At 68.4% G+C, this 24,097-nt stretch carries 18 protein-coding genes; 7 read left to right on the top strand and 11 right to left on the bottom strand.

The window, feature by feature from the left end; genetic code table 11:
* Window positions 1-100 precede the first annotated feature (100 nt).
* From RS84_RS09265 to RS84_RS09250, 4 genes are all read left to right on the top strand, one after another.
* Window positions 101-721, top strand: a complete 621-nt coding sequence (locus RS84_RS09265; protein ID WP_045257461.1) for a TetR/AcrR family transcriptional regulator — start codon at window positions 101-103, stop codon at window positions 719-721.
* 58 nt (window positions 722-779) lie between these two features.
* Entirely contained in the window at window positions 780-3,722 is a 2,943-nt protein-coding gene (locus RS84_RS09260; RefSeq protein WP_152641787.1) for a YhgE/Pip domain-containing protein, read from the top strand.
* Window positions 3,719-5,902 (top strand): YhgE/Pip domain-containing protein, encoded by a 2,184-nt coding sequence (locus tag RS84_RS09255; RefSeq protein WP_045257460.1) that lies wholly within the window; start codon window positions 3,719-3,721, stop codon window positions 5,900-5,902. The genes RS84_RS09260 and RS84_RS09255 overlap by 4 nt, the downstream gene beginning before the upstream one ends.
* 105 nt (window positions 5,903-6,007) lie before the next feature.
* Window positions 6,008-8,659 carry a penicillin acylase family protein gene (locus tag RS84_RS09250; protein WP_045257459.1) on the top strand — a complete coding sequence of 884 codons (2,652 nt, stop codon included), beginning with the start codon at window positions 6,008-6,010 and terminating at the stop codon, window positions 8,657-8,659.
* Window positions 8,660-8,697: 38 nt separating this feature from the next.
* On the opposite strand, the gene RS84_RS09245 is transcribed toward RS84_RS09250, so the two are convergent.
* Window positions 8,698-9,858, bottom strand: a complete 1,161-nt coding sequence (locus RS84_RS09245) for an endo-1,4-beta-xylanase (RefSeq protein ID WP_052676293.1) — start codon at window positions 9,856-9,858, stop codon at window positions 8,698-8,700.
* A 157-nt stretch (window positions 9,859-10,015) separates the two neighbouring features.
* Window positions 10,016-11,332: an MFS transporter gene (locus RS84_RS09240; protein ID WP_045257458.1), complete on the bottom strand. Its 1,317-nt coding sequence runs from the start codon at window positions 11,330-11,332 to the stop codon at window positions 10,016-10,018.
* Between the two features lie 87 nt (window positions 11,333-11,419).
* On the opposite strand from RS84_RS09240, the gene RS84_RS09235 reads away from it, so the two are divergent.
* The gene (locus tag RS84_RS09235; RefSeq protein WP_045257457.1) at window positions 11,420-12,181 is read left to right on the top strand and encodes an alpha/beta fold hydrolase; all 762 of its coding nucleotides are present in this window, start codon (window positions 11,420-11,422) and stop codon (window positions 12,179-12,181) included.
* Between the two features lie 88 nt (window positions 12,182-12,269).
* On the opposite strand, the gene RS84_RS09230 is transcribed toward RS84_RS09235, so the two are convergent.
* From RS84_RS09230 to RS84_RS09200, 7 genes are all read right to left on the bottom strand, one after another.
* A complete protein-coding gene (locus tag RS84_RS09230; RefSeq protein WP_052676292.1) occupies window positions 12,270-13,139 on the bottom strand; it encodes a type IV toxin-antitoxin system AbiEi family antitoxin domain-containing protein in 870 nt (289 codons plus the stop codon).
* Between the two features lie 261 nt (window positions 13,140-13,400).
* Window positions 13,401-13,790, bottom strand: coding sequence for a monovalent cation/H(+) antiporter subunit G (gene mnhG / locus RS84_RS09225; protein ID WP_045257456.1), 390 nt, complete (start codon window positions 13,788-13,790; stop codon window positions 13,401-13,403).
* Complete coding sequence (locus tag RS84_RS09220) at window positions 13,787-14,056, bottom strand: monovalent cation/H+ antiporter complex subunit F (protein ID WP_045257455.1); 270 nt, start codon at window positions 14,054-14,056, stop codon at window positions 13,787-13,789. The genes mnhG and RS84_RS09220 overlap by 4 nt, the downstream gene beginning before the upstream one ends.
* Window positions 14,053-14,622: a Na+/H+ antiporter subunit E gene (locus RS84_RS09215; RefSeq protein WP_045257454.1), complete on the bottom strand. Its 570-nt coding sequence runs from the start codon at window positions 14,620-14,622 to the stop codon at window positions 14,053-14,055. Before RS84_RS09215 ends, RS84_RS09220 begins: the two co-directional genes overlap by 4 nt.
* Window positions 14,619-16,172: a Na+/H+ antiporter subunit D gene (locus RS84_RS09210; RefSeq protein WP_045257453.1), complete on the bottom strand. Its 1,554-nt coding sequence runs from the start codon at window positions 16,170-16,172 to the stop codon at window positions 14,619-14,621. Before RS84_RS09210 ends, RS84_RS09215 begins: the two co-directional genes overlap by 4 nt.
* The gene (locus RS84_RS09205) at window positions 16,169-16,819 is read right to left on the bottom strand and encodes a Na(+)/H(+) antiporter subunit C (RefSeq protein WP_082062117.1); all 651 of its coding nucleotides are present in this window, start codon (window positions 16,817-16,819) and stop codon (window positions 16,169-16,171) included. The genes RS84_RS09210 and RS84_RS09205 overlap by 4 nt, the downstream gene beginning before the upstream one ends.
* Window positions 16,819-19,803, bottom strand: a complete 2,985-nt coding sequence (locus RS84_RS09200; protein ID WP_045257452.1) for a Na+/H+ antiporter subunit A — start codon at window positions 19,801-19,803, stop codon at window positions 16,819-16,821. Before RS84_RS09200 ends, RS84_RS09205 begins: the two co-directional genes overlap by 1 nt.
* 100 nt (window positions 19,804-19,903) lie before the next feature.
* On the opposite strand from RS84_RS09200, the gene RS84_RS09195 reads away from it, so the two are divergent.
* Window positions 19,904-21,385 carry a hypothetical protein gene (locus tag RS84_RS09195; protein WP_045257451.1) on the top strand — a complete coding sequence of 494 codons (1,482 nt, stop codon included), beginning with the start codon at window positions 19,904-19,906 and terminating at the stop codon, window positions 21,383-21,385.
* Between the two features lie 11 nt (window positions 21,386-21,396).
* On the opposite strand, the gene RS84_RS09190 is transcribed toward RS84_RS09195, so the two are convergent.
* The gene (locus RS84_RS09190; RefSeq protein ID WP_045257450.1) at window positions 21,397-22,467 is read right to left on the bottom strand and encodes a LacI family DNA-binding transcriptional regulator; all 1,071 of its coding nucleotides are present in this window, start codon (window positions 22,465-22,467) and stop codon (window positions 21,397-21,399) included.
* Window positions 22,468-22,527: 60 nt separating this feature from the next.
* Here RS84_RS09190 and RS84_RS09185 point away from each other — a divergent pair, with 60 nt between their 5' ends.
* On the top strand, window positions 22,528-23,754 hold the full coding sequence (locus RS84_RS09185) for an MFS transporter (RefSeq protein ID WP_045257449.1): 1,227 nt from the start codon (window positions 22,528-22,530) through the stop codon (window positions 23,752-23,754).
* A 64-nt stretch (window positions 23,755-23,818) separates the two neighbouring features.
* On the opposite strand, the gene RS84_RS09180 is transcribed toward RS84_RS09185, so the two are convergent.
* Window positions 23,819-24,046, bottom strand: a complete 228-nt coding sequence (locus tag RS84_RS09180) for a hypothetical protein (protein WP_152641786.1) — start codon at window positions 24,044-24,046, stop codon at window positions 23,819-23,821.
* Window positions 24,047-24,097 lie beyond the last annotated feature (51 nt).

Below are 24,097 nucleotides of genomic sequence, written 5' to 3'. Positions count from 1 at the left end.
TGGCGTGTCGGCCCCCAGATCGGAAGCGACGAGGGAGCGGATGCTGTGAACTCCCCGAGGTATCTTGCACAAGTGTGTGCATCATAAGTACCATGGAGGCATGACCACTCGTGCACCTCGCCGCGACGCCGTCGAGAACCGCGCCGGCATCCTGTCCGCCGCCCGCTCCGCTTTGGCGAGCGACCCCCACGCCTCCGTCGACGTCATCGCACGCAGCGCCGGCCTCTCCCGCCGCACCCTGTACGGGCACTTCGACGACCGCGACGCCCTGATCCGCGAGCTCATCTCGAGCGGTGCCCAGCGCTTCAACGCGATCGCCGAGTCGGTGACCGACGAAGACTGCCGCCTCGCCCTCGCGCGCCTCACCGCCCTGCTCTGGCGGGAGGCCGCGCACGTGCAGGTCGCCGCCGCCCTCGCCCTCGACGAGGCGCACGTCGAGCACACCGCCGCCGCGCTCGCACCGCTGCGCCGGGCGGTTGCCGGCCTGGTCGAGCGTGGCCAGGAAGACGGGAGCTTCCGGCGCGACCTCGCCGCCCCGACGCTCGCCCGCCTGATCGAGGAGACCGCCCGCACGGCGATCGCCCGGACGGATGCCGCGACCGAAGGAGCGTCGAATCTCGCCGTGCGCGCCGTCCTCAGCATCGCCGGGCTCTCCTGGCGCGAGGTCGATGCGCTGCTTGCGGCACACGCAGACATCGTCGCGACGGATACGCCTTCATGAGGCGATTCGCACCGGGTCATACACTCGACATGCCGAGGAACGGGCCGGAGGGGGCACGATGCACAACTCGTTGAGCGTCTTCACGCGCGATGTCCGCCGGCTGGCCCGCGTGAGCAAGGCGTGGATCATCATCATCGGCGTGATCGTCACTCCTTCCCTGTACGCGTGGTTCAACATCATCGCGTTCTGGGATCCGTATTCGAACACGCAGCACGTCAGCGTCGCGATCGTCAATCAGGACGAGGGCGCCACCTCCGAGCTCACGGGCGACATCGATGTGGGCGGCGAGCTCGTCGACCAGCTCAAGAAGAACGACCAGCTCGGCTGGGAGTTCGTCGACGAAGACGAGGCGATGGATGCTGTCCGCAGCGGACGCAGCTATGCCGCGATCGTCATCCCCGAGGACTTCAGCCGCGACTTCGTCAGCATCACGACGGGCGACTTCACCCGCCCGTCGCTGAAGTACTACGTGAACGAGAAGGCGAACGCGATCGCTCCGAAGATCACCGACGTCGGCGCCTCGACCCTCGACGCCCAGATCAACAGCACCTTCGTGTCGACGGTCGCCGAAGCCGTGACCGAGCAGCTGAAAGACGCCGGCGAGGGAGCGGAAGACCGCCTCGGCGACGCGCGCGACAACACGGTCACCGCACTCGACGACGCCGTCGGCAAGGTCACGACGGCACGCGAGCGCATCACCGAGCTGCAGACCGGGCTGAGCAACGCCCAGGCCGGACTCGACAGCGCTTCGGCTGCTCTGGGCGACATCGACACCACTCTCGCCGGCGTGCAGAGCTCGGTCGCGCAAGCCCAGGCAATCGCCGCCGAGGCCCAGCAGGAGCTGCTCTCCTTCACCGATCAGGTGACGTCGGCGTACGTCTCGGGCGCCACCCTGCTCGCCGACGCCTCGTCGAAGATGAACACCTCGATCACGACGCTGTCGACCAGTCTGCAGCAGGCGAACGTCGCGGTAGGCGCCGCGATCGACGACGTCTCGGCCGTGATCGCCGCCAATGCCACGACGCTCGACGAGCTGCAGGAGGTGCTCGACGGCACAGAACCGGGCTCGGATGCCGCGCAGCGCCTCAGCGACGCGATCGACGCCTTGAAGGCGCGCAACGACGCCGACGCCCAGGTGCTCGAGCAGCTCAAGCAGCTGGGCACCGACGTGTCCACCACGATCGACGCCGTGAAGACCTCCGCCGACACGATCGACTCCGCCGTCAGCTCCGCCTCGACATCCGCAAGCGCCATCCGTGACGCGCTCACGCAGAGCGTGCCCGAGCTCAACCATGCGATGTCGGTGCTGTCATCCAGCGCCGACGCCTTCTCCTCCGCCGTCGGCTCGCAGCGCACCCAGCTCACCCAGGCGCAGAACCTGCTCGCGGGACTCAAGACCCAGCTCACGTCGACCACCGCCGCGCTCACGGCACTCGATGGCAACCTCGCCGCCGCGGAGTCCGGTCTCGGAGGCGTGCGCACCGATGTCCTGGCTCTCAGCGCAGCCGACATCTGGAATCGGCTCAGCACGATCAGCGGACTGGATCCCGATCAGATCGCCCGGTTCATGGCCTCTCCCGTCGAGGTCGACGAGAACGTCCTCTTCCCGACCCAGGCGTACGGCTCGGCGATGGCCGCTCTGTTCACGAACCTGTCGCTGTGGATCGGCGCTTTCGTGCTCATGGTGATCATGCGGCTCGAGGTCGACACCGAGGGCGTGGAGGGCGTCACGGTGCGCCAGGCGTACCTCGGCCGCTGGCTGCTGCTCGCGGCGATCGCCGTGTGCCAGGCCGTGCTCGTCACCGTCGGCAACCTCGTCATCGGAGTGCAGACCGCCAATGCGTTCGCGTTCGTCGGCACCGGCGTGCTCATCGGACTCGCCTACCTCAGCATCATCTACGCCCTGTCGGTGTGCTTCGGCATCGTCGGCAAGGGGCTGTGCATCCTCCTCGTGATCTTCCAGATCCCCGGCGCGTCGGGCCTGTATCCGATCGAGATGATGCCGGACTTCTTCCGCGGTCTCTACCCGTTCCTGCCGTTCACCTACGGCATCGACGCCCTGCGCGAGACGATCAGCGGCTTCTACGACGGGCACTGGTGGCGCTTCATGGGCACACTGGCGATCTTCGTCGTGCTCGCCTTCGTGCTCGGGCTCTTCCTGCGCCGCCGTCTGGGCAACTTCGCCCTGCTTTTCAACACCCGTCTCGCCGAGAGCCAGCTGTTCGTGAGCGAGGACGTGCAGATCACGGGCCGCCGCCGCACCCCCGAGATCATCCGCGCTCTGACCGATGGCGACGGCTACCGTGCCGAGGTCGCGCAGCGCACGCGGCGCTTCACCGACCGCTACCCGACCGTGCTGCGACTGACCCTGATCGTCGGCGTCGGCGTCATGGCGATCCTGGGCCTGGCAGCCTGGCTCGCGCCCGACGCGAAGGCCGGGATGCTCGGTCTGGGCGCCCTGTGGTGCCTGATCCTGATCGCGTTCCTCGTGACTCTGGAGTACGTCAAGCAGAGCATCCAGCAGGCCGCCGAAGTGGGCGCGATGCCCGAGAGCGAGCTGCGCCGCGAGCTCGCGGTCGAGAACGGCAAGGATGCTCTCCTGCTTCCCGCCACGGCGGCCGGTGCGGGCGCGGCGGCCGGAGCGGGCACGGCGGCCGGTGCGGGCGCGGCGGCCGGAGCCGCCTCCGCTCCCACGGCGGTGCTGGAGCGGACGGATGCCGACGAAGACGAGCCGCGCGACGACACCGTCGTGCTGGAAGAGCTCTTCGGCCCGGACCACGACGATGGCGACCCGGACGCGCGGGTCCGGCCCGAGACCGTCGACGAGCCCGGCGGGCCCAGCGAGTCCAGCGCACCGACTGAGCCGACCGCACCGATCGGCGAAGACGAGCAGGATCTCGGCGCCCCCGACGGCGGCGATCCGCTCGAAGACACCCGAGAGACCGAAGACCAGCAGGCCACCCGTGACGACGACACCCAGGAAGGGCAGGAGCGCAAGTGAAGAACATCCTGAGCGTCTTCCGGTTCGACCTGCGACGGGCCGTCAGCAGCGTCATGGCGGTCATCGTGCTGTTCGGTCTGGTCGTCATCCCCTCGCTGTTCACGTGGTTCAACGTGATCGCGAGCTGGAACCCCTTCGACAACACGAAGAACCTGACGGTCGCCGTCGCCAGCACCGACGAGGGCTACCAGAGCGATCTGGTCCCGATCCGCCTGAATGTGGGCGAGCAGGTGCTCTCGGCCCTGCGCGCGAACGACGACCTGAACTGGGTGATCACCTCGGAGGATAAGGCCATCGAGGGCGCGAAGTCGGGCGAGTACTACGCCGCGATCGTGCTCCCGCCGACGTTCAGCGCCGACATGATGACGTTCTACTCGCACGGCTCGGAGCGCACCTCGATCGAGTACTACACGAACGAGAAGAAGAACGCGCTGGCGCCGAAGATCACCGAGCAGGGTGCAAGCGAGGTCACCTCGCGCATCAACAAGATGTTCACCGAGACCCTCAGCGAGGCGGGGATGAACATCATCACCTCGCTGGCGGGCTACCTCGACGACGCCGACACGCAGGCGATGCTCTCCCGCCTGCAGACGCACGCCACCCAGGTGGCCTCGCAGATGCGTTCGGCATCAGCGACAGCCGACATGTTCACGTCTCTGATCGCGTCGAGCCGCCCGCTGGTGGACAGCGCATCAGGGCTGGTGTCGGCATCCGGCGACGCCCTCGACGACGCCACGAGCGCGCTCGGTCAGGGCAAGGACGCGGCAGGGTCGCTCAAGAACGTCCTCAGCTCGACGGCCGCGACGATCGGCGACGCTCTCTCAGGAACAGCCGACAGCTACCAGGCGGTCGCCGACAGCATCGACGGCGTGTTCGCCGCGATGAGCACCCAGTCCGCCGACTCCGCCGCCGCGATCGAGGCCCTGGCGACACGCGTCCAGACGCAGATCGACCAGTACCAGGCGCTGCGCGACACTCTCGTGAACGATGTCCGTCCGCAGCTCCCGGAGGCGACTCTCGACGAGTTCGATCGGGCCGTGTCGCGGATCGACGCAGCGATCGCGAGGCAGCAGGAGCTGCACGACGGCCTCGCGGCGGCTGCGTCGGATGTGACGGCGACGGATGCCGACATCCAGACGCGTCACGCCGAGATCACCGGGCTCGTCGCGAGCGCCAAGACGGCGGTGGAGGACGCACGGAAGGCGTACACCGACAGCCTCAAGCCCAAGCTCGATGCCCTCGCGGACACGCTCGCCGCGATCGGCAGCAGCGTCGACTCGGTGGGCGCGGATCTCGATTCCGTCGCCGATTCGCTCTCCGGAGCAGACTCGCTCGGCACCGCGCTGAGCAACGCCGAATCGCTGACGACGGGGATCTCGGAGTCGCTCACCGAGACGGCGGATCGCTTCGACGAGCTCGCGGCCGCCCTGGCGAAGGCCATCGACACCGGCGATCTCAGCGAGCTGACCGAGGTGATCGGCGCGAATCCGCACGCCCTCGCGATGCATCTCGCCGAGCCCGTCGAGCTGAAGCGGGTTCCGGTGTACTCCGTCGTCAGCTTCGGAGCCGCCATGACGCCGCTGTACACGACGCTCGCCCTCTGGGTCGGAGCGCTGCTGATCTCGGTGTCGATCCGAGTGGATCCTCCGCAGGGCGAAGGCTCGCCGCTTCCCGCGCTCTCCCCCACCCAGACCTACCTCGGCCGGTTCGGCATCTTCGCGGTGGTCGGGTTCCTGCAGAGCTCGCTGGTCTGCCTCGGCAGCCTCCTGTTCACGCAGGTCCAGCCGGAGCATCCGTTCCTTCTCCTGCTGACCGGCTGGGTCATGTCGCTCGTGTTCACGCTGATCGTCTACACCTTCGTGGTGACCTTCGGCAACGCCGGCAAGGCGCTGGCCGTGCTGCTGCTCGTGGTGCAGATCTCCAGTTCGGGCGGCGCGTACCCGCTGCAGGTGCTCCCGCAGTGGTTCCAGAACATCAGCCCGTTCCTGCCCGCCACCCACGCGGTCAATGCGATGCGCTCGGCGATCGCCGGCATCTATCACAACGACTACTGGGTGTCTCTCGGCCTGCTCGCCGCGTTCATCGTGCCGGCGCTGCTGCTGGGGCTCGTGCTGCGCCTTCCGCTCATCGGCTTCAACCAGAAGCTACTGCGCGCCCTGGCCTCCACCAAGCTCATGTGATTCGCGCCGCGGCGCGCTGGGTATGATGCGAGGACGCGTTCTGGAACGCGGACCTGGGCTCTGTGGGACCGAGTCCCAGGCGCCTACCCGAAAGAGTTCTCGCCGATGACAACCGATTCGCAGATCACTGCCGCGCCACAGCGTCGGCCGCTCGCCGCTCGCATCGGCCGGATCGCATTCCTCGTGATCGCTGCCATCGTCGCGGTCGCGGTCGCGGTAGCCGTCTTCCTCGTCTGGACGATCCAGCGATCCTTCCCGCAGACCGAGGGCACCCTCGAGCTCGACGGGCTGAAGTCCTCGGTCGCCGTGCAGCGCGACGCCCGCGGCATCCCGACCATCACGGCCGATTCCACGCACGACCTGTTCTTCGCAGAGGGCTTCGTGCACGCGCAGGATCGCTTCTTCGAGATGGACTTCCGCCGCCATGTGACCGCCGGCCGCGTCTCGGAGATGTTCGGCGAGTCCCAGGTCGGCACGGACTCGTTCCTTCGCACTCTCGGCTGGCGCGACGTCGCGGATGCCGAGGTCGCAGCGATGGACGAGACGACCCTCGGCTACTACCAGGCCTACGCAGACGGGGTGAACGCCTATCTCGCCTCGCATTCAGGAGCAGAGCTCTCTCTCGAATATGCCGTCATCGGCATGCAGAACGCCGACTATGCGCCGGAGCCCTGGACCCCGGCGGACTCGGTCGCGTGGCTGAAGGCGATGGCCTGGGATCTGCGTACCAACGTCGAGGACGAGACAGAGCGCGCGCTGCTCGCGGGCGAGCTCGCGGCATCCGGGTCCGACGCGGCCGAGACGCGCACGACGATCGACGAGCTGTACCCCGGCTACCCGTTCGATGAGAACCCCGTCATCGTCCCGAAGATCTCGAGCGTCCCCGAGGCGGACACGGATGCTGATGCCGCAGCCTTCACGCCCGGATCGGGCTCGGAGGCGCAGGCCGCGAGCGCGACGATCGACTGGCAAACAGCATCCGATGTCGTCGAGGCGGCCAGCCTGCTCGTCGGGGACGTCGGCGAGGGGATCGGCTCGAACTCCTGGGTCGTTTCGGGCGCTCTCACCGAGAGCGGCCTTCCCCTGCTGTCGAACGACCCGCACCTGGGGGCCGCACTCCCCTCCGTCTGGTACCAGGTGCAGCTGAAGTGCTCGAAGGTCACAGACAGCTGCCCCTTCGACGTCGGCGGCTTCTCGTTCTCGGGCCTGCCCGGCATCGTGATCGGACACAACCAGCAGGTCGCCTGGGGCTTCACCAATCTCACGACCGACGTCACCGATCTCTACATCGAGAAGATCGACGGCGACCAGTACTGGCGAGACGGCGCTCTGGTCCCGCTCGAGGAGCGCACCGAGACGATCAAGGTGGCGGGCGGCGACGACGTCACGCTGAAGGTCCGCTCCACCGTGCACGGCCCCATCATCTCGGGCCTGGTCGACGACTTCACGGCGCTCGCCGACGACCCGGGAGCTGCCCTCGCCGCCGGAGGCGCAGCATCCGTCCCCGCCGAGGAAGGCGCCGAGTACGCCGTCAGCCTGCGCTGGACCGCCCTCGACCCCGGCACCGCCTCGACAGCGATCTTCGCCCTCGCGACCGCGAAGGACTTCGAGGACTTCCGGAAGGCGGCATCGCTCTTCGACGTGCCGGCGCAGAACCTCATCTACGCAGACACCGAGGGCAACATCGGATACCAGGCGCCCGGCCGGCTGCCGATCCGCGGCGCCGGAGACGGGTGGATGCCGCAGCCGGGGTGGGACAGCGCATACGACTGGTCGGGATTCATTCCCTTCGAGGACCTGCCGGTCTCGTACAACCCCGCCTCCAGGTACATCGTGACGGCGAACAACGCGATCGTGACCGACGACTACGAGCACTTCCTGTCGAAGGACTGGGACTACGGATACCGTGCCGCCCGCATCGCGCATCTGATCGAGCGCCGCTCGGCCACCGCTCCCCTGACGGCGCAGGACATGCGCGAGATCCAGATGGACAGCGAGATGTGGATCGGCAAGCAGCTGACGGCAGCGTTCGTCGATGTCGAGGTGTCGGGTGCGGGCCCGAAGGCGGCGGTCGAGCTGCTGCGCGGCTGGGATGCGCAGAACGACGCCTCATCTGCCGCCGCCGCGTTTGCGAACGTGCTGTGGTCGAACCTCGTGCAGAACCTGTTCGCCGAGCGGGAGCCCGCGCTGCCGATCGACGGCCAGGGCCGGCTCTTCACGGTCGTCGGCGCTCTGCTCGACGACCCTTCCGACGCGCTGTGGACCAACGCGTCGATCGATGTGGCCGGCATGGACGAGATGCTCGCCCTCTCGGCCGAGGAGGCCTACGCCGAGCTGTCGGCCCGGCAGGGCACCGACGTCGACGCCTGGAACTGGGGCGATCTGCACGCGCTGACGCTCACCAGCTCGACTCTCGGCGAGTCCGGCATCGCACCGATCGAGTGGCTGTTCAACCGCGGGCCGTACCCCGTCAGCGGCGGAGCCTCGGTTGTGAACGCGACCGGATGGAAGCTCGGCACCTCCTACGCGACGACGACCGTCCCCTCGATGCGCATGGTCGTCGACCTCGCCGATCTCGACGCCTCGAGCTGGATCCACCTCACCGGTGCGTCCGGTCACGCGTTCCACGAGCACTACACGGATCAGACAGAGGACTGGGCGTCGGGCGTGCAGCAGCCGTGGGCGTTCTCGAAGAAGGCGGTGGATGCTGCGACCGCGCAGACGCTGGTGCTGACGCCGCTGCTGCGGGAAGGGTGACGGGCGGCCCGGGGGCCGCCCGTCACGGAATCAGCCCGTCAGCGCCGCGGCGACGTGCCGGGCGTCGCGTCGTGCAGCGACTCGAGCATCGCGTCGAACGCAGGCTTCGGCGAGTAGTCGTCCTCGAAGATCGTGGCCCAGCCCTCACCGGGGAAGACGTCGGGAACCCACGAGTTCGCGTCGGGGAACCCCCACACGGTGAATGACGAGCATGCCTTCACATTCAGGCACGCCTGGAGCAGGCCGTCGTAGCGCTCCGCCTGCGTCGCAACCTGTTCGGGCGTGGGGCCGGTCTCACCCTCCAGCAGCGGGATGCGGACGTCGGCTTCGGTCACCGCCACCTGCAGACCGAGCGCGGCGAACCGCTCGAAGTTCGCCTGCAGGGTCGTGTCGAATCCGTACTGCAGGCTGAGGTGCGCCTGGGCGCCGAATCCGCCCAGCGGTGTTCCGTCGGCCAGCATCCGCTGTGCGAGCGCGTAGTACGCGTCGGTCTTCTCGTTGATGCCCTCGGCGTTGTAGTCGTTGAGGAACAGCACGGCGTCCGGGTCGGCGTCGTGGGCCCAGCGGAACGCGTCTTCCAGCAGAGCCACCGGGTCGTCGGAGCAGGCCTTGAAGAACGGGTTGGCTTCGGTGCGCAGCTTCACACCGCCGTTGTCCCAGGTGTCCTGGAAGATCTCGTTCGCCACGTCCCACTCGTAGATCTCGCCCTTGAAGTGGCCGACGACGGTGCGGATGTGGTCTTCGAGCACGTCTCGCGCCTGATCGCAGGTCCAGGTCTTGCTGGCCTCGGTGACCCACGCCGGGTTCTGGCTGTGCCAGAGCAGGGTGTGCCCGCGGACCTGCTGGTGATTCGCCTTCGCGTATGCCACGAGGGCGTCGGCGGACGCGAAGTCGTACACGTCGGGAGCCGGGTGCACGGCATCCCACTTCATGTCGTTCTCGGGCGTCAGCGACGAGAACTGCGCCCCCAGCACCTGCTGGTACTCGGTCGGCGCCGCGGGGTCGTACGCCATGAGCTGCTTCTGACCCCACACCGCGCTGCCGATCGCCAGGTCCCTCGGGGCCTGATTGCGCAGTGCGCTCTTGTCGGCATCGCTGTGCCCTGGGGGCGAGGCGTAGGCGGCGCTCACGCCACACAGCGGCAAGAGCAGAGCCGCTGCTGCGGTGACCGTGAGTATCGATCGCATGGATCGGCGCATGGTGATCTCCTGACATCGTCGTCGGAATGCGCGGCGGCGCCGCGCATATGTTGTTGATTCCAACAAAAGCTAGCACCGCCCGGTCGTGCCGTACAGATATTTCCGATAACGATTTCTATGACGTCGGAAGCGACGGCCCGATCGACGCCGAAGGGCACTATTCGGAAGCCGTGGCCGCGCGACGCGCGATGACCCAGATGCCGGCGGCGGCGGCGAGGAAGATCCCGCCGAGCACCGCCCATCCGGGGAACCCGAAGGCGATCGCGGTCGCGTTCACGACGATCGGCGCGGCGAGCGACCCGAGCGAGAATCCCATGCCGAACACGCCCTGGTAGGCGCCGGCGCGCACGGGGTCGGCGAGCTCGAAACTGAGACCCCACGCCCCCGCCTGCGACAGGATCTCGGCGAAGGTGTGCGCCACCATCCCGATGAGCAGCACGACGATCGCGACCCAGGCGGGGAGCCCTGCGGCGAGCGCGTAGATGACGCAGGCGGCGGCCATCAGCCACCCGGCGAACATCGTGACGCGGCCGGCCACGCGCAGATCGTGCGTACCTCGCGATGCCCTGACCTGGAACAACACGACCAGCACGGTGTTCGTGATCAGCAGCACCGAGACGAGCACGGTCGGCGCGTTCGTGTCGCGAGTGATCCACAGCGGGACCCCGAGCTCGGCGACCCCGAACTGCATCCCGAAGATCGCCGACAGTGCGCTGAGCAGCAGATAACGCGGATCGCGCCACGGCGATCGGCGACGCCACTCGCTGCGCTCGGCGGCGGCCGCAGCCACCGCATCGGAATCGATCGACCCGGTCTCGGTGCGCAGCGGCTGAGTCTTCCGCTGCGGCGCGTCGACGGCGGCGGTGAGACGCAGCAGCGGCAGTGACCCCAGCGCGCACAGCACACCGGCGATCATGATCACGACGCGATAGGCCCCGCCGGTGCCCAGAGCCAGGGGGATGGCCGCGATGCCCGACCCGAGCGCGATCGACAGGTTGGTCACCGTGCGCAGCACCGCACGCGCATGCACGCGTCGCTCCGGCGCGAACCCGCGCGCGATGACGGCGGAGCGCGCGGAGTGGCCGATCGAGTCGAAGAACCCCGAGAGGCTCGCAAGGATCAGCGCGGAGACGAAGTCGCCGGCGAAGGCGTATGCCGCCAGGAGAACGCCGCCGAGCGCCTCGAAGACGAAGCTGAGCCGGCGCGCGCTCCAGCGGTCCGCGAGCCAGCCGCCGAGGAAAGAGGCGACGACGCCCAGCCCGCTCGACACTGCGAGCACCACAGCGGCCTCGACCGCGCTCAAGCCGATGATCTGCGTGAAGAACAGCACGGTCACGGTGAGGAACACCCCGCGACCGATGCGCGACACGGCAGTCGCGGTGACCAGTGCGCTGAGCACGGGATCGCTCAGGTCGGCCGCGATCCTGGCCGGCAGCCCCCGTTTCTCGGCTGTTTCGGATGCAGGGGACGACACTGATCCATCCTTGCACGGGCGCCGAAGGCATCCGCTCCCCGCCCCCGGGATTGGCCGCCGACGTTGGTCGGCGGCTACCGTGGAGGGATGCCGAATCGCCTGCTCGCACCCGAGGACGCGCCCGCATCGGTGGTCGAGTTCGAGCACGCAGGCGCGACGCTGGTCGCCGAGACCTTCGGCGAAGGCGCGCCGACCTTCCTGCTGCTGCACGGCATCGGAATGGGGCGCAGTGTGTACGTCGACCTGGTGCAGGAGCTCGACGGACGGGTGATCGCCGTCGACCTGCCCGGCTTCGGCGAAGCGCCCGAACCCGAGCGCACCCTGACCATGCAGCGGCACGCCGACCTCCTGGCCGCCTATCTGCGTCACTCGGGCGAGGGCGCCGTCATCGTCATCGGTCACTCCATGGGCAGTCAGATCGCCGCAGAGCTCGCGGTACGGCACCCGGCGCTCGTGGAAGGTGTCGTCCTCGCGGGTCCGACCGTCGACAGCGCGGCGCGCAGCATCCGCGCCCAGGCCAACTATCTGCTGCGCGATCTGCTCGGCGAGAGCCCGCTCGTGCTGTGGCGCGGCGCGCGCGAGTATCTGCGCGGAGGGCCGAATCTGCTGCGCAAGATGCGTGCGACGATCGTGCATGAGCCGGAGAAGGTGTATCCCCGCATCGCCGTCCCTGTGCTCGTGCTGCGGGGCGAGCGCGACCCCATGGCGCCGCAGACGTGGTGCCGCGACATCGTCGATGCGATCGCCCAGGCCGAGCTCGAGGTGATCCCCGACCGCGGTCACAGCACTCTGATCAGCGATGCCGAGGTCGCGGCGGGCTTGATCCATCGCTTCGCCGAGCGGATCTGACGCCTCCGCCGTTCACAACTCAGGAAGAACGACCCCACTCTCCCGCAGACGGGGACTTTACGGACGCTCGCGCCGCAACTTTCCTGAGTTATGAACGGCGAGGGGCGCCGACGCGAGGGCGGAGCGCCTCGATCATCTGCCCGATCGCAGTCTGTGTGTCCGATGTGGCATGCAGGATGTCGCTCGCCAGCGGCCGCACGGTCACGTATCCGACGCGAGCTGCCGCGATGTCTCGCGCCCGGTCCTCCTTCTGCTTCTCCCACCCTTCGTGGAACTCCTTGCTGTCGCATTCGATGATCAGCCAGCCTTCGACGACGAAATCCACGTAGCCGACGTGGGGGATCCAGACCTGTGTCTCGTACTGCACGCCGAGTGTCCGAAGAATCAGGCGCATGAACGTCTCCGGTCCCGATGCTGCAGACGGGTCGACCAACCGGAGCAGCACGCCGAATCGCGCGGGAAGGAGGCGGAAGATGGCGGTGAGCTCGTCTCGCGTCACCAACTGGTGATGCATGAGGCTGTCGAGCGTGGCCAGAGCAGCACGCGCGTCTTGGCACCTCACCGAATGGCTGATCGCCTCCGCCAGTGTCGTCACGTGCCTGAAGGCGCTGTCGGATGCCTCGCCCCAGTGCACGCGAGCCCTTCCCTTTCTATGGCCGGTGAACCGCGACCCGTTTCTCGGCACGTGCACATGCAGCCGCTCGACCTCGAGAACGAAGATCCCCAGCATTCTCAGCAGAGACAGACACGTCACCCTCCCGCCGATCTGCGCCGCCAGCATGACGTCATCTCCGGCATCTCCCCGCACATAGCGATCACGGCGCAGTCGCGTCAAGCGTCCCGAACGCACGGCCGACGTGATCTGCCGCCCTGAGAGTCCGGTCTGCAGAAGGTCGTCCCGACTGAACACGACGTGCGTGAAGACCTTCGCGGATCGCTGTCTCGGTGTCTGTTCCATGGTCGACAGGATCGCGCCCGCGATGAACCACTGGGTGCCGGAACGGGGCCTTTGTGGATGTCTTCTCGCTGGAGCGCGATTGTGCAGAGAGAGTCGCGGACCCGCCGCGGTTCATAACTCAGGAACATCGTGGCTTCTTGCCCGGTAGAGGCCGGAATCAGGGCCGGTTTCGGCCGATCATCCTGAATTGTGAACGCTGCCGACCCGAGCCGGCGGTGACGGTCTGGTCCGGGCCCGGGCCAATGCGGACAGGCCCGGGGGCTACCCGGCGGCGGGCGGGGTCTGCTTCGACTCGGCGAGCTCGTCGACCACGAGATTCCGCCGGTCGATCGAGTCGTTGCGATAGGCCTGGCGCCCGACCATGTGCGCCGAGAGCGGCGCGGTGGCGAACTGCATCAGCACGATCGGCGCGACCAGCACGAGCCCCAGCAGGATGCCTCCGACCGAACGCTGCGACAGCGCGATCGCCAGGCAGATGAGCAGCAGTCCGAGCACCTGGGGTTTGGTCGCCGCATGCAGTCGGGACGGCACATCGCGGAAGCGCAGCAGCCCGATCGCCGCTGACAGGCACAGCAGAGCACCGACGAGGATCAGCACGAGCACCGCCGCATCGATGACGGCATCCGGGATCATGAGACCGAAGAGATTCATGGCGTCGTGTTGTCCCTTCTCGCGACGAACCGCGCCACCGCGATCGATCCGAAGACGCCGATCGCGGCGATGATCAGCAGCACCGGGATGCTGCGGGTGTGACCGTTGATCGCCATCTCGGCGCCCAGCACGCACATCACCTCGGTGAGCAGCACGTCGCTCGCGACCGCTCGGTCGAGAATCGACGGGCCGCGGACGATCCGGATCACGGTCAGCACCGCCGCGATGCCGAAGACGACCATGATCACGCCCAGCATGATGTTCATCTGCTCGCCTTCCGGGTGTCGGCCTTCAGCGCACGGTACTGCGCGGGGTCGCCGAGTGCACGCACGATGCGCTTCTCCCAGCGCAGCACTCCCTCCCGCTGCTTCTCGACGTCGGCCATGCTGCGCACCCCGATCACGTGCAGATAGAGGATGCGGCGGTCGCGGTCGGCCTCCACCACGAGAGACCCGGGGATCAGCGATGACGCCACCGACACGTGCGTCATCATGAGGTCGTCGGAGTACCTCAGCGGCACCGCGACGATCGCGCTTCCCGGCTGGCGGCGCACATCGAGCACCTGCATCGTCACGACCAGAGCGCCCCGCACCACGGCGAACAGGAACTGCACTCCGAGGACCAGCGCGTACCAGAGGTTCACGCGTCCCGAGAGCTCGACCGTGGGCAGGCGGAACACGCGCGTCACGAAGACCGCGACGATGAGCCCGGTCACGAACGACAGCAGCGTGAACTGCGTCCACAGCAGCATCCACAGCACGACGAGCCAGGCGAGGAACGGCACCTGCACGCCGAGATCCCGCCAGAAATGGCGGCCGGTGTCTGGGCTCATCCCCGCACCTCCCCGTCGAGCTGCGTGAGGGTGACCGGCTGCAGCAGCGCCTCGCCGATGCGGTCGCACAATGCGTACAGTGGGCCGGCGAACACGGTGAGCGCGATCGTGACCCCGACCATGCCGGAGGTGGCGATGGTCATGATGGCCGGGATGCGGCGGCGCTCCTGCTGCTCGTCGGCGGCGGGCGCATTGCCGAGATGCGAGAGACGGCCCTCGGTCTCGGCCGAGTCCTCCTCCTCGCGCCAGAACGCGAGGTTCCACGCGCGCATGAGCGCGTACAGCGTGAGCAGCGAGGTGACGATTCCGCCGACGATGAGGACGATCATCAGCGGTGTGCCGACGGATGCTGCGGCCTCGAACAGAGCGAACTTGCCGATGAACCCGGAGAAGGGAGGCAGCCCGCCGAGGTTGATCGCGGGGATGAAGTACAGCACGGCGATGAGCGGCGCGACCTTCAGCAGGCCCTTCACCCTCAGTATCGACGTGCTGCCGGCCCGGCGCTCGACCAGACCCACGGCGAGGAACAGAGTCGTCTGCACGATGATGTGGTGGACGATGTAGTACACGGTGGCGCCGATCGCGGCCGGCGTCGCGATCGCGAGGCCGAAGATCATGTAGCCGACGTGGCTGACCAGCGTGAACGACAGGATCCTCTTCAACTCGGCCTGCGCGACCGCGCCGAGCACCCCGACGATCATGGTCGCGAGGGCGATGATCAGCAGCAGCGTGTTGATGTCGTTCTCGGCGAACAGCTGCGTCTCGGTGCGGATCAGCGCATACACGCCGACCTTCGTCAGCAATCCCGCGAACACCGCGGTGACCGGGGCGGGAGCCGTCGGATAGGAGTCCGGCAGCCAGAACGACATCGGGAAGATGGCGGCTTTGATGCCGAACGCGATGACCAGCATGAGGTGCAGGACGAGCTGCGTCTCCTGCGGAAGCTCGGTCATCCGCTCGGCGATCTGGGCCATGTTCACGGTGCCGAGGGCGCCGTAGACCATCGCGATCGCTGCGAGGAAGAGGATCGACGAGACCAGCGAGACGACGATGTAGACGGCGCCGGTGCGGATGCGGGACTCGGTGCTGCCGAGCGTGATCAGCACGTAGGAGGCGACGAGCAGGATCTCGAATCCGACGTAGAGGTTGAACAGATCACCCGCGATGAACGCATTGAAGATCCCCGCGGCCAGGATCAGATACGAGGGATTGAAGATCGAGATCGGGGTCTCCTCCGCCCCGTCGGCGATGCCCTGGCCGACCGAGAAGAGCAGGACCGCGAGCAGCACGATGCTCGACACCAGGACGAGCAGGGCCGCGAGCCGGTCGACGTACAACACGATGCCGAAGGGCACCGGCCACCCGCCGACCGAGACCGCGAGCGGGGCGCCGGCATCGACCACGACGAGCAGCACCGCGGCGATGACGGAGACGACGACCAGCGTCACGATCGTGACGATCGACTGCACGCGGGCGTTGCGGCCGAAGATGAGCGTGATCGCTGCACCGAGCAGGGGCAGGGCGACGAGGAGCGGGATGAGAGAGGTCATCGGTCGTCCTCCCCTGCCCCGGGTTCCTGAGCCCGCTCCCTGGTTTCCTGAGCCCGCTCCCCGGGTTCCTGAGCCGGGGCCCCGCGCCCCGAGGCTCCGGGCAGCGCGCCAGCGATGTTCGGAGTGGGCGATGGGGATCGAAGGACCGGCCGGTCCACGGGAGCCGCGTCGTCGATGGCGGGGTGGTCGCGCATGTGCAGCACGGTGATGGGAGCGGTCTGCAGGCCGACGAAGTCGGTGGTGGCGTCGTCGTCGGCGTAGTCGCCTTCGTCGTCGCCCATGAGGTCTTCCTCGGCATCCGTGCGTCCGCGGATCGCGATGTCGTCGACATCGTCTTCGACGGTGTCGGCCTGGCCCAGCTGCCAGGAGCGATAGATGAGCGCGAGCAGGAATGCCGAGACCGCGAAGGTGATCACGATCGCGGTGAGGGTCAGCGCCTGCGGCAGCGGATCGCTCATCTGGCCCTCGGCGCCGAAGAACGGCGCGTTCCCCGGCACGCCCATGACGATCAGCAGCAGCAGGTTGGTGGCGTTGCCGAGCAGCAGGAAGCCGATGAGCACGCGCGTGAGGCTGCGCTCGAGCATCGCGTACACGCCGCACGCGAACAGCACGGCCATGATGACGATGAGGGTCAGTGAGACATCCATCAGATGCTCACCCCCCGCGGTCGATCGGTCCCTGAGGGCGTCGAGGCGTCCTGTGCCGAGCGAAGGGCTGCAGCCTGCCGGTCGACCTCGGCGCCGAGGCTGCGCAGCACGTCGAGCACGAGCCCGATCACGACGAGGTACACGCCGATGTCGAAGATGGTCGAGGTCACGAACTCCATGTGCCCGAAACCCGGGAGCTCCCACTCCCAGAACCTGCTGGTGAGTGGCGCCAGGCCGAAGAACAGCGGCACGACGGCGGAGCCGACCGCGAGCACCAGCCCGGTGCCGAGCAGGCGCCCGGCATCCGTCGGCGCCGCCGCACCCAGCTCCCAGCGTCCGCCCGCGATGTAGCGCATCACGAGAGCCATGCCGGCTACGAGTCCCCCGGCGAATCCGCCACCCGGCAGGTTGTGGCCGGAGAACAGAAGGAAGATCGAGACGACGATGATCGTGTGGAACAGGATGCGGACGATCACCTCGAGGAGGATCGACCGGTTCTCGGGCTTCATGTTCGTGCCGCCGACGAGCCAGGCGCGGGGGCTGCTGCGGTTCTCGGAGGTCTGGAAGCGGATGCCGTCGGTGGTCTCCACGAGCGGCCTGCTGCGCGTGGCGCGGCGAGTGGCCTTGGGAAGGGTCTTGGTCGCGGCGAGCAGGTCGGCGCGATGCGTCACGAACACGAGCGATGCGACGCCGGTCGCTGCGAGAACGAGCACCGAGAGCTCGCCCATCGTGTCCCAGCCGCGCAGGTCGACCAGGGCGACATTGACGACGTTCTTGCCGTGCCCGAGCTCGTAGGCGAGCTTCGGGAACAGGGTCGAGATGGGCTCTGCGACCCGGGACTGGGTCGCGACGATGGCGACGAGCGCCATCGTCACGCCGACGCCGATCCCGAGAAGCGCCCGCGGGATGCGGCCGACAGAGGCGTTGTGCTCCCCCATCCGCGACGGCAGCCGCCGGAGCACGAGCGCGAAGGTCACCATCGTCACCGTCTCGACGAGAATCTGCGTGAGGGCGAGATCCGGCGCGCCGCTCGTGGCGAACAGGGCGACCATGCCGAGGCCGGTGACCGAGACGAGCACGACGCCCGTGTACCGCTTCTGCGCACGCACCGCGAAGATGCCCGCGACCGCCATGAGCGGCGCCGCGGCGATCTGGGCCGGCGTGTGCCACGCGGAGAGCTGGATGCGGTCGATGTCGCTCGCGAGCAGAGCCGTCGCCTCGGCGGCGACGAACACGACGAAGATGGTCCCGACGTAGACGGGCAGCGAACCCCGCTGGGTCAGAGTCGTGCTCAGCACCGACAGCCGGTCGATCGCGCGGACGACGGCGTAGTAGGCGTCGGCTGCCGTGAAAGGCAGCACTCGCGGTCGGCGCTCCCACCCGGTGCGTCGGGTCAGGAGGAAGACGCCGATGCCGAGCAGGATCGAGACGATCGAGATGCCGAGCGCCGGCTCGAGACCGTGCCACAGGGCGAGGTGCCCCGGGCCCTCGGCAGCCTCGCCCGCGTGGTCGAGACCCGGGGTCGCGGTGACCGCGTAGCCCTGCAGGGCCGCATCGAGCGCCGGAGCGCCGATCCCCGCCGCGAGAGTGAGTGCGGCGAGCACGATCGGCGCTGCCACGAAGCCGAGCGGCGGCCCGGGCCAGGCGGTGTCCGGCATCCGCTCGCCCTGCGCATCGCGCTTGGAGAAGAACGCGCCCCACAGGAAGCGCGCACCATATGCCGCAGTGAGCATGGAACCGAGAACGATCCCGATGAGCGCGACGAGACCCCAGACAGACCCGCCCTGCGCGTCGTCGAGCAGGGCCGTGAGCGCCGACTCCTTCGCGACGAAGCCGATGGTCGGCGCGATGCCGGCCATCGACGCGACCGAGATGAACGCCGTCACCGCCAGGACCGGCGCCTGCCGGCCCACTCCCGACAGCTCGGTGACGTCTCGCGTGGAGAGCTGGCGGTCGATCACGCCCACGATGAGGAACAGCGCCGACTTGAACAGGGCATGTGCGATCACCAGAGCGAGCCCCGCGAGGGCAGCCGCCTGAGTGCCGTATCCGATCACGACCGAGAAGAATCCGAGCTGGCTCACGGTGCCGAAGGCGAGGATGCGCTTGAGGTCGGTCTCGCGGAGCGCCTGCACCCCGCCGAGCAGCATCGTGAACACGCCCAGCGAGATGAGGATCGGACGCCACGGGCCGCTGAACGCGAAGATCGGCGCGAAGCGCGCGATGAGGTAGATGCCCGCCTTCACCATGGCCGCGGCGTGCAGATACGCGCTCACCGGCGTCGGGGCGGCCATGGCGCCAGGGAGCCAGAAGTGGAACGGGAAGAGAGCAGATTTGCTGATCGCTCCCACCAGCAGCATCACGATCGCCGCGTCGACGATCGGTCCTGTGGGGGCGAGTGCGAGGATCTCGCGGATGCTGGAGGTGCCGGCGTCGACGACCAGCAGCACGACGCCCACGAACATCACAAGACCGCCGAGAGTCGTGACGAGCAGCGCCTGCAGGGCGGCACGCCGGCTGGCAGCACGTCGGCGGTAGTAGCCGATGAGGAGGTACGAGAGGATGCTCGTCACCTCCCAGAACATCACGAGCATCACCAGGTCATCGGTCAGCACCAGGCCGTACATGGCGCCCGCGAAGCCGAGCAGCACGGCGGCGAACTGTCCGAGTCCGACCGAGTCGTCATGGAAGTACCAGCGGCAGTACAGCAGCACCAGCGCGCCGACGCCGGTGACGATGAGGGTGAGCACCCAGCCGAGCACGTCCATGTGCATCGACATGTTCAGCCCCAGCTGCGGGATCCACTCGACGGACTCGTAGGGTGCGGATGCGGCATGCAGAACCTGCGGAGTCAGCATCAGGGCGTGGACGAATGCCCCGGCCGGAATGAGCGCCGCGATGAAGAATGCTCGCGCTCCCATCCACCGCACCAGGACGGGCATGACGACCGAGGAGAGGAGGAAGGCGCCCAGGAGGGTCAGCATGATCGCGGCTCCCTCGGGGCTCGTCGGCCTTGCGGCACTGGCGGGCGGGTGTTCCCCCAGTTTACCCGGGCCGCACGGGGCGCCGTGCGAGAGTTGTCGCATGCGGCGAGCGTGGGTGCGGGAGCTTCTCGGGTGGGTCACCGCCCTCGGGGCGTCTCTCGTGATCGCCGCGCAGGTGGCGGCATCCGCTCGCTCCGAGCTGCTCTTCCGCGACGGCGACTCGCTGATCGTGGCCATGTTCGCGCGGTCGGCGCTCTCCGGCGAGCATCTCGACTGGGCGATGTCGAGTGTGCTGTTCCTGCCCGAATCGGCCGTGTTCGCTGCGCTGTCGTCGATCACGCACGCCGACCTGAACGCCCTCCTGGCGGTCAACGCTGTCGTGAACCTGCTGGCGATCTACGGTGCCGCGCGACTGGCCGCCGGCGCGCGGCGCGCAGGGGCGTCGCCCGTGGCGTGGTCGCTGGTCGCCCTGGCAGTGTTCGGCGCGCTGGCGTGCACCGAGACGTCGCCCTCGCGCGACGCTCTCGAACTCGCGTCCCTTCAGCTCACCACGACCTACTACTCATCCACGGTCGTCGCCGTCCTCGTCGTGATCGGACTGTTGAGACGGTGGCTGGACGGGCCAGGATCGTGGAGTCTCGCCGTCATTTCGCCGGTGGCGGTCGTCGCCACCCTGAGCAACCCGCTCTTCGCGGCGTGGGCCACGGTTCCCCTCACTCTCTTGCTGGCGATCGGGGCCGCACGGCCGGGTATGCGACGACGGATGCTGCTGGCGATCGGCATCCTGGTCGCCAGCACCGTCGTCGGTTTCCTCGCGCGTATTCCGTTTGCGGCATGGATCGCGAACACCGGAGCAGGATACGCGCAGCCCGAACGATGGCGAGAGTCGATCGCGTACTACGGCGAACTGCTCGCCGAGCGCCTCACCACCCCGCTCGGGGTGCTCGGAGCGCTGCTCGTTCTCGCCCTGGTCGCGCTCGCGGTGGTGCGCACCGTGCGAGCGACGTCAGCCGGCGAGCGCCTGGTGGCCGCGGCGGGATGGATGCTCCCCGTGATCGTCGCGGTCGGCGCGATCGCCCTCGGCACTCACGCGGCCCGCTATCTGGAGCCCGTCGTCTTCGCGCCCCTGCTCGCGCTCGTCGCGGCGCCGCGCACCGTGCGGATGCCGCAGCCGGTCGGCCTGATCGCCATCGCGCTCGTCGTGATCGCCGGTGTGTCGAGCGTTCCGCGCCTGAGCGCCGCCGCCCACGCTCCCGATGCGGATCTCCGCTGCGTGACCGACTGGGTGAACGCGTCTGGTCGCACAGGAGGCGGACAGTTCTGGACCGTGCGTCTGCCCAAGGCTCACGTCGGCGATCCCTCCCAGCTGGTGCAGGTCGACCATCGGCTGAACGGCTACGCGTGGCTCGTGAACCGCACCGACTTCGATCACGGGTCGGTCTCGTTCCTCGTCGAGGACTCGCAGACCGTGCAGTGGGAGCTGCCGGCATCCGCTGTTCCCGAGCAGATCGTGCAGTGCGGGCGCTATTCGATCCTCGACTACGGCGCGGACTCGCTCCCCGTCGGGCCCGCCCATTCCTGAGAGTCCCCGGATCAGGGCTGGGCAGGACGGGCGGCCGTGGTGGTCCCTGCGCGGAATCGGCACGTGAAGTGCACGGTCACGCCGGGTTCGCCCTTGAGCATCTGGGCGACCTGCTCCCCCGCGGCGCGACCCTTCTGCACCGCGGGCTGCACGCTGGTGGTGAGCACGAGGCCGCCGAGCCCGTCGACCGCGATGCCGTCGAATCCCGCGACCGAGAGGTCTTCGGGAACGCGCAGTCCCAGCTCCTCGGCGGCGCGGATCACGCCGACCGCGAGCAGGTCGCTCTGAGCGAGGATCGCGGTCGGGCGATGCTCGGCATCTGCGAGCAGCATGCGTCCGACACGCTGGCCTTCGTCGATCAGGCTGCCGGATGCCGAGATCGCCGGCGCATCGGGAAAGATCGACCACATCCCCTCGAGGCGGTCGATCGTGACGTCGACGGTCGCGGTCTCCACGCGCGCCGGGGTCACCGGCATGCGTTCGCGTGCGGTGTCCAGCGGCAGGGTCACGAGGGCCACATCCCGATGGCCGAGGTCGCGCACGTGTCGGGCCACGTCTGCGGCGGCCGCCGCGTTGTCGAGGACGATGCGCGGGACGCCCTCACCCGCGTCGCCCTCGATGACGACGACCGGCAGCCCTCGGCTGCGGACGATGTCGAGCGAGGCGCGCGTGCGGCCGGAGCATCCGATCAGCACCACGGCATCGACGGGGGCGTTCGCGAGGGCTGAGCCGTCGCTCTCCCGCGGGTCGTCGCGCAGCAGCAGAATGCCGGCGCTGAGGTCGGCGAGGCCGTCGGTGAGCCCGTCCATCATCGCCGTCGTGACCGGGTCGAGAAAGGCTGCGCGCAGGTGCCCCTCGAGCACGACCGCCACGATGCCGCTGCGGCCGCGACGAAGGGAGGCCGCCCGCGGGTCGGGACCGGTGTAGCCCAGGTCGGCGGCTGCGGCAAGCACCTTCGCCCTGGTCGCCGCCGACACCTTCGCCTTGCCGCTGAAGACGACGGATGCCGTCGATGTGGCGACTCCGGCCGATCGCGCGACGTCGGCGATCGTCGCGCGGCGACCCGACTCGTGACTGCTCATACTCCGAGGATAGCTCCCCCGGGTTTCCTCGGGTCGAATCGATTCGATAGGCTGTGCCGCATGGACACCGCTCTCACCCGTTCCCAGTTCGTGCGCTGGCGCGCCGCGATCTTCGCGATCTTCCTCGCGAGCGGCCTGTCGATCGCGACCTGGGCCTCCCGAGTGCCCGACATCAAGCTCTCACTCGACATCGACAACGCGCAGATGGGCCTGCTGCTGCTCGCGATGGGCATCGCGTCGATCATCGGCATCTCCACGAGCCCCGCCGTGATGGCACGCACCGGCGCGCGCCGGGGGATGCTGCTGACCATGCTGACGTTCGGGGTCGGACTCGCACTGATCGGCCTGGGAACCAACGTCCTCGGCTCACTGCCGCTGGTCATCGTCGGGCTCGTGCTCTTCGGATTCGGCAACGGCTCGCTCGACGTCATGATGAACGTCGAGGCCACGGCCGTCGAGCAGCAGATGGGCAAGACGATCCTTCCCGTGTTCCATGCGTTCTTCAGCTTCGGCACGGTCATCGGAGCCGCGGCCGGTGCACTGGCCGTGCAGCTCGGCGCGAACGTCTCTGCGCATACCCTCGTCGTCGCTGCGGTGATCGCCGTGCTTGCGGCTGTCTGCTTCGCGAACGTGCCCGACCGCGCAGCCGCTCTCGACCCCGTGCCCGCAGAGAAGCCGCACTGGCGCGAGCGCATGCACGTCGCGCTCGAGGCATGGCGCGAGCCGCGCACCTACGCGTTGGGAATCGTCATGCTGGGCATGGCGTTCGCCGAAGGCGGCGCGAACGACTGGCTCGCGCTCGGCGTCGCAGAAGACCACGGAGCAGGACCGGCCGCGGGCGCTGCGGCCCTCGCCACCTTCTCGGTCGCGATGACCGTGGTCCGCCTGTTCGGCGGGCCGCTTGTCGACAGGTTCGGTCGCGTGATCGTGCTGCGGGTCCTCGCGATCACGGCGGCTGCCGGCATCCTGCTGTTCATCCTCGCGCCGAACACGCCGCTCGTGTTCGTGGGCGCAGCGCTCTGGGGCGTGGGCGCCTCGCTCGGCTTCCCCCTGGGCATGTCGGCCGCCGCCGACGACCCGGTCAAGGCCGCAGCTCGCGTGAGCGCCGCGGCCACGATCGGCTACATCGCCTTCCTCGGGGGTCCCCCTGTGCTCGGCTTCATCAGCGAGCACATCGGCCTGCTCAACACGCTGTACATCCTGGTCGTGCTCGCCGCGCTCTCCGGCCTGTTCTCCGCAGCGGCCCGTCCGCTCCGCGAGGACCAGATGGCGGCCGCCGAGAAGTAGATCAGCCCGACACGTAGCGCCCACCCCGCGTGTGTGAGCACTACCCGAACCTGGGTCTGCCGCGCTACTTCGGCGACCGCGCGTCGGATGCGCACGACTTGTTGCGCCGGATCGCCAGCGGTATCGCGATCAGGAGGAACACGACGGGCACTCCGTAGGCGACGAGCGGTGGAAAGTTGTTGAAGAACGTCAGCGCCCAGAACCCGATGGCCGCGGCAATGTCGATCGCGATCTCCCATCCGCGTGTGAGCCCGCGACTGGACTGGGCATGGTTAGGTTGCGAAGTTGACATCATCGGCTCCTCATCAGCTTGAATACGAATTCAGCCTACGAAGTGCGACCG

This window comes from Microbacterium hydrocarbonoxydans (genome assembly GCF_000956475.1).
In the GTDB taxonomy this organism is placed as follows: domain Bacteria; phylum Actinomycetota; class Actinomycetes; order Actinomycetales; family Microbacteriaceae; genus Microbacterium; species Microbacterium hydrocarbonoxydans_A.
The sequence above is the reverse complement of the archived record's forward strand: the minus strand, read 5'-3'. Positions and strand labels throughout refer to the sequence as shown.